This is a genomic window from Streptomyces sp. YJ-C3 (assembly GCF_053891275.1).
The window spans coordinates 4,356,284-4,369,506 of sequence record NZ_CM132685.1 but is presented as its reverse complement, the minus strand read 5'-3'; the positions used below and the strand labels follow the sequence as shown (position 1 = coordinate 4,369,506).

Genomic DNA, 13,223 nt, shown 5'->3' with positions numbered 1-13,223 from the left:
CTCGCCGGGCTCTACGTGACCGGCCGGGGGAAGCCACAGGCCCGCCTTGCGGTGCGCGACGAGCAACACCCGCTCGTGCGTTTCGTCGAGGACGACGAAGTAGCTCACCAGGTGCTGTGCCGGCACGTCGGGTTTGCGAGTGCGGTAGAGCGGGGCACCGCCGGCGATCCACTCCGTAGCGGTCTCCAGGTGAGTGCGCTCCAAGTCGTCCCACGGGCCGATGCCCCGTACCGATTCCAGGAGTTGAGACCGTAGGCGGTCTGTTTCGGTGACGGATGTGGGGTCTGATGCCGGCATCCGTCCATCCTGGCAAGAGCCACTGACATCGCCTGCCGGATCGTTTCGGATGCAAACGACGCGTCACCCGGGAACGTTGGGTATCGCCCAGCCTTTCTCCAGGCCAAGCGTCATCTCGCGGGCGCACAAGGGCTCCGGTCGCTTGACCAGTTACCCATTCCGCAGCGCGCTGGATGGAGGACTGCGGCGGCCGGTGACCTTCGCTACGCAACGTCAGGTCGTGTCATCAGCGGCGACCGCACATGCAGCTCCAAGCTGGGGCCGGTCAGGGGCACGGTGCTCCAGGTCGCCGCTGCGGTCCCCGCTTCGGTGTCGACGACGAGGCGAACCCGGTGCGGGGTGGTGATGACGTAGAGGTCGGCGGCGAATGTGCTTCCCTGCCAGGCGCCGGCCGCGACAACGGGCCGGCCGAGCGGGGAGCTTTCTCGCCAGGCGCCGTGGCCGATCTCGACGTCGAGGAGGGAGTCGAATCGTACGAGCCATCCGCCGTCGGTGGGGTCGATGGTCACTGTCGTTCCGTCGGGCAGGGCCGAATCCTCGGAGGAGGCGTCGAGTCTCGCACTGACCGAGCGCCCCGGACCGGCCGAACCCGGCGTCGGCGGCAACGACAGCCGCCGCAGCCGATCGGCGAGGATCTCGTCTTCCCCGGCGCTTGCCGAATGCTGCACACCGGGCAGCAGGCACTCCCAGATGGAGTCGAGTACCTCCTGAGCGTCCCCCTGGGCGGTCACGGCGACCACGAGATCATGCGACGGGATCACCACGCACTGCTGCCCGAAGGAGCCGTGACCGTGGTACCCGTGACGCGACATCCAGAACTGGTAGCCGTAGCCGCAGCGGAAGTCCGCCTGGTTCGGCTCGTCCAGGTCCCAGACGCAGTCGATGTGCCGTCTGGTCGCGAGCTCCACCCACGCGCGCGGGACGAGCTGCTGCTCGTCCCAACGGCCACCACTCAGCAGCAGTTGCCCGAAGGCGGCGATGGCTTCGGTCGTGAGGTGCAGTCCGTGGAATCCGAAAGCGGCACCGCTGGCCACCCGGTCCCATTCGGCGTGGTCGACGCCCATCGGCTTGAACAGGCGTGCGTCGAGGAACTCCGGAAGACCGCAGCCCGTGACCCGTTCCACCATCCGGGCCAGGATGAAGGTGGTCGAGTTGTCGTAGGTGTGCCGCGTGCCCTCGGTCGCGGCGAACGGCAAACGCAGGAAACCCTTCACCAGGTCGTCGGGTTCCAGCTCCCATGCCTCGGCAAGGCTGTCCGTGGCATGCCCGGCTGACATGGACAGCAGATGGTGAACGGTGATGCGGCCTCCCTGCTCCGAGACGTCGGAAGGGACGTGGTCCGGCAACACGTCCACCACTCGATCGTCCAGCGAGAGAAGCCCGTCGGCGATCGCGAGCCCCACGGCGATCGACGTGAACGACTTGGTCAGCGAGTAGAGGAGGTGCGGGCGGTCCGCCGAGTACGGGTCCCACCAGCCTTCGGCGACGACGTGACCGCGATGCACGACCATGATCGAGTGGCACTCGACGGATCGATCCTCGAGCCGGTCCAACAACGCGGCGATCGAACGGGACGAGATACCCGAGGCAGTCGGTGCCGAACGCGGCAGCAAAGCACGCTGGAAAGACATTCCGACTTTCTAACAGATCCCGGATGACCAGGTGCGACTACCCGTGGGCAGCCGGCCTCGGCCCAGGCGTTTCAGTTCACTCCTTGACCGGATCGGATCCCGGCCTTTTGACGAGCCGGTCACCGACTGCGACCGCCTTCCAGAGCCGGCGGCTGACGCGGACCTTCACGTTTTCGCCGTCCGCACGGCGCACCTTGACGAAGTGATACATGTTCGAGCCGTCGAGCATGCCCCGGGACTTCTCGGTGACGGCGCCTTCCCAAGCGTCGTCCTGCCTTACTTTGCGTGATGTGAACATATTCGAGATTCTACGAAGCCACATGGTCGCCGGTGCAGGGCTTCAGATCCCCTCTTGGAGATGACATATGTCATTCCCGATCCGGAACATTTGTGGTGCGCCTCGCTGCGCCGCCGGCAATGGGCCGATCACGTACAGCAGGCCATTGTCTCGCACCAGCACCATCTGGCCATCGAGCGCGGAGCCGGCACAACTGCACTTCCGGAGGCGGCTACTCCTGCCGGCCACGGGCATCCGCCAGCCATGATTCTTGCCCGATCACTACCGGACACACCCGCCGAGTGGGGACTCATGCTGGGCGCTCTCACGCTCTACTTCCTGGGGCGCTGGTTCTTCGCCTGGCGGCAGGCCCAGTCGGAGGGGCACAGACATCCTGCTCACACCGCGCTGCACGAGCTCGGGGACGACGAGCCCACATCGCGCAGTGCACCCGGGGGGTTCGCTTCCTGGAAGGAGTTCCTGCGCTTCGTTCTTGTCGCCGTGGTGATCGCCGCGATCGCCGGGCTGACGTCGGGAGCGTTCCGCATCGCCCTGCTGGCCTGCATCACCCCGCTGCTGGTCCTCACCCTCGCCTACCTGGACTCCCGAGAGAAGCGCACAGCACGGGAATCCAGTCGACGTACGACCGAGTGACCCGGTCGTACGTCTTCCTCAATGTCGTCGAACCCCTGCCCCGGCGTTCAGGGCGTGGGAGGCCAACTCCGGGGTATCTGGCGGCGCATGGAACGCGAACGTCGCCTGCGGCGGCACACATGGGGCTGGAGACTGGTGCGCGCCTTCGTCATGGCGCTGGGATTCGTCTGCATGGTGGCGTTCGCCGTCGCGCTGGCGAAGGTCACGCTCGTCCCGTCGCCGGCGTCAGTGCCGTTGACACACAACAACCTGCACCCCGGCAGTTCCATTCGCCTCTACCTGGAGCAGCCGGACTGGCGTGACACCATCAAGCAGGTCGGCGGGAACATCCTCCTGGGAGTTCCGTTCGGGTTCCTGTTGCCGGTTCTCTTCCCGCGCACCCGGGGCTTGGTCCGGGTGGTCCTCATGACGGCTTTCGTCATGCTCACCGTCGAGATCGCACAGGGGCTGCTGGTCGCCGGGCGAGCCTTCGACATCGACGACGTGATCCTCAATTCGGCGGGGGCCTTCTTCGGGTACCTCGTCCTGGGCCGCAGGCTCGGCCGGGCGTTGCATCCGCGCCGCGCCCATTGGTGGCACCCACGCCGCACCGAACCGGCTCCGACCGCAGCGGCAGAGAAGGACCGGAGCCGCTGGATGTGGGCCTGGCGCAGGAGCAACCCCCGTCCTGCACCGGACGCCAAGAATGCCACCCCTCCGAAGCGCTCCCGCAGGAAGCTCCCCGCGTTGCTCCGAACGAAGCGGCCCTGATTCTCGAAGACTTGGGCCGCGCCGCACGGCGACCACCCGCGGCAGATCGGCGATGCTCGGTGGGAGGATGACGAACTGCCGTCGCGGCCTCGTCCGCATCGCCGCGCTGCACCTGGCCCGGCCCGCATCGCGCGCGCCGTCGAGTATCGCAGGGGCGCCTACGCCCTCCCGGATCCATTCCTCCGACGAACGACACGACAGCCGCTCTCCCCCACAGCATGCCGCCCAACTACCCGGGCAAGAGGACCCCATGACACCCGCTATCCGTACTGCCCGCGCCCTCATCGCCGCCGCCGTCCTCACCTGCGCCACCGGGGCCTACCTCGCCGCCACAGCCAGGGTGTGGTGGGCCATCGCCGCCGTGTACGTCGCAGCACTGCTCGCCTACTGCGCTCAGCGATCCCGCGCGGATCACCGCCGGATCCTCGTCCAGCACGACAGAGCCCGGCGTATCGCCCTGGGCGAGCTGATCGATGACGGGCTCCCATGCTGCCAACTGTGGAACGTGTCCGACGGTGAGGTTCACGGGCCCGGATGTCTGAGCCCTCACGACCCGGACGCCGAACTGCAGAACGCCTGCTGCTCCGACGCGTTCGTCTCACGTGACAGGACCCACGATCCGAGGTGCCGGATGGCCTCGGCGAGGAGCAACGCCGCTTGACCGGCAGGATCCGGCTGGGCGCGAACATGGCGTAGAGCGCTGGACCGTTGTCTCGCCCGCGTCCGCGACGGCCTGCGCCCTCGTCGGCGCGGCCGACTCAGCGCTCCAGCGCTCTACGCCGTGTTCGAGGCTGCCGCGACGGCGACCGTGTACGCCCCGTAAGCACGCGCCGCGCACCTCTCAGCGCCGTCGCTCCTCGGGCCACGGTCGAAATCGACGCCGCCCGGCTTCCACCGCACGCTCGGTGAAGCGACGGCGTAGCCACCCCATCCAGAACGCCAGCGGCGTCACCACCAGGCCCAGCAGCAGCGACATCGGCCAACTGACGCCGTCACCCGAGTAGTGCATGACGAGCACGGCTACGGCGTAGACCGCCATGACGATCAGGGCATCCCGCGATCTCCTGGACAGGTTCATCCGGATCGGATACCCCCGCACCCGAAGATCACGACAGCTGACCGTCGGGCCCATCCGCGAAGCTTGCGTGAATTCAGGGCTCGGCGTCCGCGGCAAACCGGAACCGGCTGCCGACGGAGTCGAGTTCGGCCCACACCCCCCGTGACTGGACCCGAGCGAAAAGCTCACCCTCCACATCGACAGGTCGCCCGACAGCAGCGGGATGCTCGGTCCCAGGCATCGGGTTTTGCATGCGCGGCGCGCGTCCACGGAGCGCGGACGGTTCGCCCGATCAGCAAAAGGCTCGGAACGTCCCGTCCACGCACGCCAGTGGGGTCAGCTCAGCGTCTTGATCGCGGCAGCGTCGTACGGCTTCAGCTCGCCGAAGCGGTCGGCGAGCACCTTGGCCGCCCATTCGGGGTCCTGGAGCAGCGCGCGGCCGACGGCAACCATGTCGAACTCCTCCGCCTCCAGGCGGTCGAGGAGGTTGTCGATGCTCTTGACGGGAGAGCCCTCGCCCTGGAACGCGTTCACGAAGTCGCCGTCGAGGCCGACGGAGCCGACGCTGATGACCTGCTTGCCGGTGATCTTCTTCGTCCAGCCGGCCAGGTTCAGGTCCGAGTCCTCGAACTCCGGCAGCCAGTAGCGGCGGGTGGAGGCATGGAACACGTCGACGCCGGCCGCGGCGAGCGGGGTGAGGATGGCCTCCAGTTCCTCAGGGGTCTCGGCGAGCCGTGCGGTGTAGTCCTGCTGCTTCCACTGCGAGTAGCGGAAGAGGATCGGGAAGCCCGGGGAGACCTGCTCGCGGACCGCTGCAACGATCTCCGCGGCGAACTTCGTCCGTGCGACCGGATCGCCACCGTAGGCATCGGTGCGCCGGTTCGTGCCCTCCCACAGGAACTGGTCGACGAGGTAGCCGTGTGCGCCGTGGAGCTCGACGCCGTCGAAGCCGATGCGCTCCGCGTCTGCGGCGGCCCGGGCGAAGGCGGCGACAACGTCGTCCAGGTCCTTCTGGGTCATGGCCTTGCCCGTGGGCTCCGCGCCCGCGGTGACCAGGCCGGACGGTCCGACTGCGGGAGCCTCCGGGTAGGGGGCGTCGCCCTGGGCGCGCACCATGCCGATGTGCCACAGCTGCGGCACGATGGTGCCGCCGGCCGCATGGACGTCCTCTGCGATCTTCGCCCAGCCCGCCAGCTGGTCCTCACCGTGGAACCGCGGCACTCGGTCGCTCTGCCCGGCCGACTCGTGGCCGACATACGTTCCCTCTGTGACGATCAGCCCAACCCCCGCAGCGGCGCGGCGGGCGTAATAGGAGCGCACGTCATCACCGGGAACGCCGCCGGGCGAGAACATGCGCGTCATCGGCGCCATCACGATCCGGTTCGGGACGGTGAGGCCGTTGAGCGCGATCGGGCGGCCCAGTATCTGGGCCGCGCGGGAGGTCAGCGTGGTGCCGGTCACGTGGGGGGCTCCTCAGGATTCGCAGGGTAAACCGGTTGGTATGTGAGCATGCATTCTTACATCCTCTGAAGTAACGGCGTGCGCGGCGGCTGCATTCCTTGGACAGCACATCCAGGGTGAGATGCACGAACCCATAGGACACGGACCCACAGGACACGGATCCACTGGACACGGATCCACTGGACCACGCAGGCGCGTTCAACCGATGAGCCGCAGTTTCGTGGGGCACAGGCCGAGCCGGATCGTCTGGCCCCAGGTCAGCTCGATCGCGTCGCTCTCCATGCCGTCCCCGAAAGCGACGAGCCGCTCGGATTCCACGGTCACCGACAGTCGTGCGTCGGCCGTGAGTTCGCCCGCGTTCAGGTGCGTCCCCGTGACGGGTGACGGCCACGCCTCCCGTACGAACCAGGCGAGCCGGTCGTCCGTCGGCTCCGGCAGCCGTAGCTGCGTGGCACGCTCCTGCCACACCGAGCGCAGCCAGCCGGTCGCGCCCGTCCCCGTGCCGATCAGCACTCCGGAGGAGGCCTGGGCCTCGACGGTACCCCTGTCACCGTCGAGGCCCAGGCGGTAGCGGGCGGTGCGGTGGCCGGCCGCACCGACGTAGATCTCGTTGAGTGCCACCAGGCGCTGGGTGTCGTCGGTGACGGCCTCGACCATCGTCAGCTCGTCCGCACCGGTCGTCGGGGTGAAGGCTGCGGGCAGCAGTCGGGCCACGTCGTCCGGGCGATGGCGCACCAGGACGCCCGGGTTGCGGCCGGGATCGGTGTCGACTCCGAGTACCGGCTGGGCCCCGACGTACTGCGCGGTGTTGGCCACGAGCCCGTCCTGTCCGACCACCACCACGGCGTCCTCGGGGCCGAACAGGAACCGGTCCAGATCCGCCCGCTCCACCTGCGCGCGCCGCCAGTTCAGCGGGACCGCGGCCGACACCTGCGCGAGCGCTTGTCGCGCCCGATGGTGCCGTTCGACGACCTCGTCGATGGACCGACCGCGTGAGGAGAGGAAGAAGGCAGCCTGCCCGTGGGTGCCGTGCCGGGCGACCAGCTCCTCGTACTCCGTGGTGCGGTGAACGATGACGGCGCGGGGCGCGAGGGTCATGCCCCCGGCTCCTGGTGCGCGCCGAGCCGCGCGAGCAGCCCGGTCAGCACGTCCGGGGAGACGGTCACGCTGTCGATGCGGGGCAGGTTCTCGGCGAGACGGGTGCCGGTCAGGGCGTGCAGGGTCGCCACGTCGACGTCGCCGTGCACCCGCAGCCAGGCCGCCTGCGCCTGAGCTCGGGCCTCGCCGACCTCGCGGGCGCCCTCCGCCTCCGCCCGGGCGAGCCGGACGGCCCGGTCGGCCTCCGCGCCGACCCGTACCGCGTCGGCGGCCGCCTTCTCCTCCGCCTCGCGCCGGCTGTTGGCCCCGCGCTGCTCGACCAACTGCTCCTCGCGCCGGGCCAGTTCGATCTGGCTGGCCAGTTCGTTCTCGGCGATGGTGCGCTCACGCTCCACGGCGACCGCGCGCCGCTCGTACGTGGCGCGGTCCGCCTCCTGCTGGATGAGCTCCCGGGCCGGGGTGCGCAGTGCGCGCTCCACCTCCGGTTCAGGGCGCACCGCCATCACGCGGACGGCGACGATCTCGATGCCGGTGGCGGGCAGTCGCGGCTCCTCGCCCAGGCCCTGGGTGATGCGCTCGCGCACCGCGGGCACACCGTCGGCGAGGGCCGCGGCCAGCGGGGTGCGGGCGAGCACTTCAAGGGCGTGCTGCTGGGCGCTCTCGGTCAGGAGGGTGGCGAGCTGCTCCAGCGGGGCGCCGCGCCACACGCCCGTGTCGGGGTCGACGGAGAAGTCGAGCCGCTCGGCCGCGACAGCCGGATCCGCGATCCGGTACGTGACCGTGGCCTGCACGGCGACATCCTGGAAATCGGCGGTACGAGCGTGGAAGGTCATCGCCAGTTCCCGGTCGTCCACCGGCACTTCCGACAGCGCGGCCGTGAGGGGCCGGAACCAGAAGCTCAGCCCCGAGCCGTCGTGGGCGAGCCTGCCTGAACGGTGGTGCCGTACGTGGGACGTGGGCGCCGTCCGCAGATGGCGCCAGCCGAAGCGCTTGGTGATGTCGGCCATGAGAACCCCCTTGATTTGAGTCATTAGGACTCTAAATAGAGAGATGCTTGTCGTCAAGGGGACGAGAAAACAGGGTCAGTCAGCAAGGCACCTCAGGACAGCGGCGAGAGCCCGTCCGGTCGCACCCCGACCGACAGGCAGGGAGGCGGCCAGCCGTTTTGCTGACCTCAAGGATCAGGCGGCTGCCCAGACTCGGGGAGCCGCCCGTCTACCGCTTCCGGCTTGCTCGTCCTTGGTGGCCGCCCTGGACTTCGGGCCCACGGCCACCCTCACGCGTCACACCTCAGACCGGACCGGGCACACCCTTGTACTTGGTGGTCTGGCAGGCAATGCGGTTGATGCCCTTGAAGCGGACGCAGACCTTGGTGTCGGTGTCCATGGCGAAACTCGACCAGGTGTAGGAGATCGTCTTGCCGACGCGCTTGGCCGTGGACGGGCTGCCGTAGTTGTGACCGTTGAGGGGCAGGTAGACCCCGCGGCTCTTCACAGACTTGGGCGGGTTCGACCAGAAGCCCGTCTCACTGTTGCCTCCGTTGTGCCCGACGAGCCGGATGCAGACCTGAGGCCCGGAGAAGTGGTGGGTACAAGCGCTGCTGTCAGCTGCGGCCGGGGACGCGGTCGTGATGACGCTCGCGCACATCACGGCGGCGACGGCGGCAGCGGTTCGGATCATCTTCATGATCAACCAACCGGGGTGTGCGCGACCCGGGCACCAGAGATCACCCCCAAGAGGGAAGGCGGCCAGCCCACGGGACACCACGCCTCGCAGGTCAGTCGCCCACGGCAAGTCAGAATCCACGTCCTCGATCGGCTTCATGAAGTCGGTGACGGTCGCGCGGGGAACATCGCTGGTTCGCGGTACTCAACGTGTACATGTCCCCCGCCCGGTGCAACCCACGCGCATTCGGCGACAGACCCGAACCGACAGACCCGGACCGGCGGACTGGCCCCTGGCGTGCCCTCGTTCGCGCCCAACTCCCCCGCGCCCTCACCGCCGCAGAATCCGGTCGGAGCCGCTCGCCCCCTACGCCTGCCGTCTGTCAGCAATCTTGTCGAGTTCACGCATCGCCTCGGCATGAGCACTCATCCGCAGACTCACACTGCCGCTGACGAAGAGCGCGACACCAGCAATCGACACCGGCACGGACAGCCCCAACACACCGAGGGCCTCAGGCCAGTCGCGCTCGTTCTGACACCAATCCCCGCGCTGCAGACCATTGTTGGCCGTACCGCGTTCGGTCAGCAGCCGCGATTCGCACTCCGCCGGATAGTGGTCGTCGGGCTCCCTGTCGACCTCGTACGGCGTGAGCAGCAACAGGGCACACCATGCCCATTGCAGCGCTGCCACCACCAGCAAGCCGACGCCCCAGGCACGTATCCGCCCATTCCTGTCCCTGAAGTCAAGGTCGTACTCGCGTGATCGCATGGCGAAAGAACCTAGCAGCGGCGCTCACCCGTGAGCGCATCCGCTGCGGCCAGCGCGTGGTACAGGCTTTGTCGACAGGGTTGCTGTTGCTATGTGCAGACGGCTCGGAGGGCGCAAGTCAGCTGAAGCCGAGCTCTGTGAAGGCGCAACCCCGCGTTCGGGATAGGGCAGTGCCCGGCGGCGAGATGGATCGGCCCGCGCGGAATCGTGAGGTGCTGAAGCATCTGACGGCGCCCTTCGCATCGGAGGTCGTTCCACAGTTGTTCAGTACGAGCACGCCGCCAGCGCAGGCAGCATGCAGCGCCTCGCACCGGGCGCATTGGCTCTGCGTCACACTAGTTGAGCAGCACAGCGCGGTCCCGTAGCGGTCCTGTAGATGAGCAGGTGCCCTCGGTGCCGGCGCGCACACCACACAGGACCGCTGATCATGGCAGTCGGGGCAGGACCTCCTTGCTTCCGTCAGGGCAAGTGCTGCTGGGCGAAGAACTCCCACATGAGGGAGCTCATGTTCGGGCCCAGCGGGTCCGCGAACGGGCCGGTGCCGCCGCCGGGCCACTTGTGCTCCAGCCCCTCCACGTCGTACTTCTCGATCAGCGGTTGACCTCCGCCGCGCGCCGTGTACCGAGTGCGGGTGTAGGGGCGCTCCCCCGGCGCATCCACCCGCTCGGTGGTCTCGGGCATGTCGTCCACATCCCCGTCGAGCCTGCCGTCGGGAGCCAGGTCGTCGACGGCGGCCCACTGCGATGCCAGGCGATTGGCCATCCACGGCGGCACTGTCGAGTCGGCGTCGCCCTGTTCGATGAGCATCGGCACCTGCCGGGCACGCGAACCCATCTCGGCATGAGCCAGCTTCGCGGTGTCCACCGGGCTGACCTTGTCCGGGTCGGGCTTGACCTTGTCGAAGGCGTACTCCCCACCGGCCAGCGAGGCCGCCGACGCGTACACGTCCGGGTAGGTCACCGCCATGACGACCGAGAGACCGGCGCCCGAGGAGGCTCCGACCACGTGAACGCGCTGGGCGTCGGCGCGGTAGCGCTCCACCACCGCCTGGGTGGCGCCCGCGATCAAGGAGGGCTCACCGCTGCCCCGGTGCTGGTGCCTCGGCTGAATCGCGTTCCAGCAGCGCCCCAGATTGCGCAGCGGGTCCTGCGACGGATAGACGACGATGAACTCCTTGGTGTCGGCCACCTGGTTGAACCGAGTCATATCCTTCATCGAGTTGCCGCCGAAGCCGGTCATACCGCAGCCGTGCAGCGCCACCACCACCGGCAGCTTCTTGTCCGGCCGGTAGCCGGGCGGCAGGTGTACCTCGTACTCCACCCTCCCCGCGGCATTGGCGTAGACGCCGCGCTCGTCATGTCCCGCGGCAGCGAACGACGTGTCCGTCAGGAGTGGCAGCGCCATTCCCATCGCCGCCGCGACGACCAGCGCACGCCGGAACCTCTCTCCCATCACAGGCCTCCCGTGGATGTGATCAGATGCCGCACATCCTGAGTCCCCGGCTCTGTCACCAGCCAGGGGCACGCGCCCAACGGCGGCCGCCGGATCCTGTGACGCCTCACCTTGCCGTCGGACGGCGGCCTCCACCGATCCCCCGCGGACAGGCCGCGGACTGAGACATCAGTCAGGGGAACCACATCGGGCTCGATGCCCCTGCATCGACGGGCCAGAGATGCCATCGCGCATCCGCAGGGCCCAGACAGGGACGTTTACGGCGTTGATCATCCATCCGGTAATACAGCTCAGAGCGGCTCTCCCTGTAACAAGATCGGACAGAAGTTACTTGTCCGTATGCCGTGACTTCCCTAGCACTTGGCAGTAGAACTCGTTCCCGTTCGTCCGAACGTGAGGGAGATCACATGACGACAAATGGCCAGCCCAAGAACAGACCTGACGGGATATCACGTCGAAGACTCATCGTTGGAACGGGTTCCATAATCGGAGCCTCCGCGTTGATCGGGCAGAGCTCCGCGGCGTACGCGCGCCCGATGGCCGCCGCGGACATCCCCAGCGGAGCCAACGTTCCGGTCCTCGTCATCGGCACCGGCTACGGCGGTGCGGTGGCGGCGCTGCGTCTCGCCCAGGCGGGCATCGACGTCCACATGGTGGAGCTGGGGCAGGACTGGGTCACGCCCGGTCCCGACGGCTTGATCCATCCGAAGGTCACCAGCCCCGACTACCGGTCGTTCTGGATGCGCACCAAGACGAAGGCGCCGCTCAGCAACTTCCTCGGCTTCCCGATCGACAAGAACGTGCCGAAGTACGCGGGCATCCTGGACGCGGAGGACTTCGCGGGGATCACCGTCTACCAAGGGCGCGGCGTGGGAGGCGGCTCCCTCGTCAACGGCGGCATGGCCGTCACGCCCAAGCGCCAGAACTTCGCCGGGGTCCTGCCCACGGTCAACGCGGACGAGATGTACAACACGTACTACCCGCGGGCCAACTCCGGGCTCGGCGTCGGCCTGATCGACCCGGCCTGGTTCGAGCGGACCTCGTACTACCAGTACTCGCGCGTGGGGCGTAAGCACGCCCAACGCTCCGGCTTCGCCTGGACGTTCGTCCCCGACGTGTACGACTGGAACTACATGGTCGCCGAGGACAACGGCACCGTGCCCAAGTCGGCACTCGCTCAGGAAATCCTCTACGGCAACAACTACGGCAAGAAGACACTGGCCAAGACGTACCTCGCCCAGGCCAAGGCGACGGGCAAGGTGACGATTTCACCGCTGCACGAGGTCACCTCGGTCCAACCGGCTTCGAGCGGCGGCTACACGGTCACCATCAGACAGCTCAACACCGCGGGCGACACCGTGGCCACCAAGACGGTGACGTCGGGGAAGGTGTTCTTCGCCGCCGGCAGTGTCGGCACCAGCAAGCTGCTGGTGAAGCTCAAGTCCACCGGCGCGCTGCCGAACCTCAACAACGAGGTCGGAAAGGGCTGGGGCGACAACGGCAACGTCATGTGCGGCCGGGCCAACCACCTGTGGGACCCCACCGGTGACGTCCAGTCGACCATCCCCTGCTCCGGCATCGACAACTGGGACGCCGGAGGCGCGTTCGCCGAGGTCGCCCCGCTGCCGACCGGCATCGAGACCTTCGCGTCCTTCTACCTGTCCATCACGAAGAACACGCATCGCGCCGAGTTCTCGTACAACGCCTCGACGGGCAAGGTCGACCTGTCCTGGCAGACCGCCTGGAAACAGGACTCCATCAACATGGCGAAGAGCATCTTCGACAAGATCAACAAGAAGGAGGGGACGATCTACCGGTCCGATCTCTTCGGATCCAACAAGATCTGGGGCGACCATCTCACCTACCACCCCCTGGGCGGTGCGGTCCTCGACAAGGCCACGGACAACTACGGCCGCCTGCAGGGCTACAACGGCCTGTACGTCATCGACGGTGCCCTCATCCCCGGCAACACGACCGTGAACCCGTTCGTCACCATCACCGCGCTCGCCGAACGCAACATCGAGAGGATCATCGCGACCGACCTGTGACACCGCGTCCTGTTCAGTTCCTCAGCACTTGATGTTCGTGGCCACGAACGCACGCAGCACACCTC

Annotated in this window: 13 protein-coding genes and 1 pseudogene; 4 read left to right on the top strand and 10 right to left on the bottom strand. The window is 67.8% G+C overall.

All coding sequences use genetic code 11. The features are described from left to right. Positions 1 to 42 precede the first annotated feature (42 nt). From ACVHNB_RS19535 to ACVHNB_RS19525, 3 genes and pseudogenes are all read right to left on the bottom strand, one after another. Positions 43 to 297: pseudogene (locus ACVHNB_RS19535) on the bottom strand (DNA mismatch repair protein MutT); the annotation flags it as partial. A gap of 203 nt (positions 298 to 500) precedes the next feature. Beyond that, positions 501 to 1,928, bottom strand: a complete 1,428-nt coding sequence (locus ACVHNB_RS19530) for a serine hydrolase domain-containing protein (protein ID WP_428949841.1) — start codon at positions 1,926 to 1,928, stop codon at positions 501 to 503. 76 nt (positions 1,929 to 2,004) lie between these two features. Further along, positions 2,005 to 2,226 carry a DUF7489 domain-containing protein gene (locus ACVHNB_RS19525; protein WP_456228756.1) on the bottom strand — a complete coding sequence of 74 codons (222 nt, stop codon included), beginning with the start codon at positions 2,224 to 2,226 and terminating at the stop codon, positions 2,005 to 2,007. Positions 2,227 to 2,286: 60 nt separating this feature from the next. Between ACVHNB_RS19525 and ACVHNB_RS19520 the strand changes: the two genes are divergently transcribed. The 3 genes from ACVHNB_RS19520 (at position 2,287) to ACVHNB_RS19510 (ending at position 4,270) form a co-directional block, all read left to right on the top strand. Further along, positions 2,287 to 2,859, top strand: coding sequence for a hypothetical protein (locus tag ACVHNB_RS19520; protein ID WP_456228755.1), 573 nt, complete (start codon positions 2,287 to 2,289; stop codon positions 2,857 to 2,859). A gap of 87 nt (positions 2,860 to 2,946) precedes the next feature. After that, positions 2,947 to 3,609 (top strand): VanZ family protein, encoded by a 663-nt coding sequence (locus tag ACVHNB_RS19515; protein ID WP_456228754.1) that lies wholly within the window; start codon positions 2,947 to 2,949, stop codon positions 3,607 to 3,609. A gap of 250 nt (positions 3,610 to 3,859) precedes the next feature. Further along, positions 3,860 to 4,270, top strand: coding sequence for a hypothetical protein (locus ACVHNB_RS19510; RefSeq protein WP_428949845.1), 411 nt, complete (start codon positions 3,860 to 3,862; stop codon positions 4,268 to 4,270). A 180-nt stretch (positions 4,271 to 4,450) separates the two neighbouring features. On the opposite strand, the gene ACVHNB_RS19505 is transcribed toward ACVHNB_RS19510, so the two are convergent. The 7 genes from ACVHNB_RS19505 to ACVHNB_RS19475 form a co-directional block, all read right to left on the bottom strand. Further along, entirely contained in the window at positions 4,451 to 4,741 is a 291-nt protein-coding gene (locus ACVHNB_RS19505) for a hypothetical protein (protein ID WP_428949846.1), read from the bottom strand. A 261-nt stretch (positions 4,742 to 5,002) separates the two neighbouring features. Then, positions 5,003 to 6,127, bottom strand: a complete 1,125-nt coding sequence (locus ACVHNB_RS19500) for an NADH:flavin oxidoreductase (protein WP_428949847.1) — start codon at positions 6,125 to 6,127, stop codon at positions 5,003 to 5,005. A 198-nt stretch (positions 6,128 to 6,325) separates the two neighbouring features. Beyond that, entirely contained in the window at positions 6,326 to 7,225 is a 900-nt protein-coding gene (locus ACVHNB_RS19495) for an NAD(+)/NADH kinase (protein ID WP_428949848.1), read from the bottom strand. After that, entirely contained in the window at positions 7,222 to 8,232 is a 1,011-nt protein-coding gene (locus ACVHNB_RS19490; RefSeq protein WP_456228753.1) for an SPFH domain-containing protein, read from the bottom strand. The genes ACVHNB_RS19495 and ACVHNB_RS19490 overlap by 4 nt, the downstream gene beginning before the upstream one ends. A gap of 283 nt (positions 8,233 to 8,515) precedes the next feature. Continuing rightward, the gene (locus ACVHNB_RS19485; protein ID WP_456228752.1) at positions 8,516 to 8,905 is read right to left on the bottom strand and encodes a hypothetical protein; all 390 of its coding nucleotides are present in this window, start codon (positions 8,903 to 8,905) and stop codon (positions 8,516 to 8,518) included. Between the two features lie 351 nt (positions 8,906 to 9,256). Continuing rightward, complete coding sequence (locus ACVHNB_RS19480) at positions 9,257 to 9,658, bottom strand: hypothetical protein (RefSeq protein ID WP_456228751.1); 402 nt, start codon at positions 9,656 to 9,658, stop codon at positions 9,257 to 9,259. A gap of 459 nt (positions 9,659 to 10,117) precedes the next feature. Then, positions 10,118 to 11,110, bottom strand: a complete 993-nt coding sequence (locus ACVHNB_RS19475; protein WP_456228750.1) for an extracellular catalytic domain type 1 short-chain-length polyhydroxyalkanoate depolymerase — start codon at positions 11,108 to 11,110, stop codon at positions 10,118 to 10,120. 407 nt (positions 11,111 to 11,517) lie between these two features. Here ACVHNB_RS19475 and ACVHNB_RS19470 point away from each other — a divergent pair, with 407 nt between their 5' ends. Beyond that, positions 11,518 to 13,158: a GMC oxidoreductase gene (locus ACVHNB_RS19470; RefSeq protein ID WP_428949853.1), complete on the top strand. Its 1,641-nt coding sequence runs from the start codon at positions 11,518 to 11,520 to the stop codon at positions 13,156 to 13,158. Positions 13,159 to 13,223: the final 65 nt, after the last annotated feature.

Coding starts and splice junctions, on each gene's coding strand:
- ACVHNB_RS19525 (WP_456228756.1), bottom strand. CDS start 2,226: ATGTTCACATCACGCAAAGTAAGGCAGGACGACGCTTGGGAAGGCGCC.
- ACVHNB_RS19510 (WP_428949845.1), top strand. CDS start 3,860: ATGACACCCGCTATCCGTACTGCCCGCGCCCTCATCGCCGCCGCCGTC.
- ACVHNB_RS19495 (WP_428949848.1), bottom strand. CDS start 7,225: ATGACCCTCGCGCCCCGCGCCGTCATCGTTCACCGCACCACGGAGTAC.
- ACVHNB_RS19480 (WP_456228751.1), bottom strand. CDS start 9,658: ATGCGATCACGCGAGTACGACCTTGACTTCAGGGACAGGAATGGGCGG.
- ACVHNB_RS19475 (WP_456228750.1), bottom strand. CDS start 11,110: ATGGGAGAGAGGTTCCGGCGTGCGCTGGTCGTCGCGGCGGCGATGGGA.
- ACVHNB_RS19470 (WP_428949853.1), top strand. CDS start 11,518: ATGACGACAAATGGCCAGCCCAAGAACAGACCTGACGGGATATCACGT.
- ACVHNB_RS19530 (WP_428949841.1), bottom strand. CDS start 1,928: ATGTCTTTCCAGCGTGCTTTGCTGCCGCGTTCGGCACCGACTGCCTCG.
- ACVHNB_RS19490 (WP_456228753.1), bottom strand. CDS start 8,232: ATGGCCGACATCACCAAGCGCTTCGGCTGGCGCCATCTGCGGACGGCG.
- ACVHNB_RS19520 (WP_456228755.1), top strand. CDS start 2,287: ATGACATATGTCATTCCCGATCCGGAACATTTGTGGTGCGCCTCGCTG.
- ACVHNB_RS19505 (WP_428949846.1), bottom strand. CDS start 4,741: ATGGGCCCGACGGTCAGCTGTCGTGATCTTCGGGTGCGGGGGTATCCG.
- ACVHNB_RS19515 (WP_456228754.1), top strand. CDS start 2,947: ATGGAACGCGAACGTCGCCTGCGGCGGCACACATGGGGCTGGAGACTG.
- ACVHNB_RS19485 (WP_456228752.1), bottom strand. CDS start 8,905: ATGATCCGAACCGCTGCCGCCGTCGCCGCCGTGATGTGCGCGAGCGTC.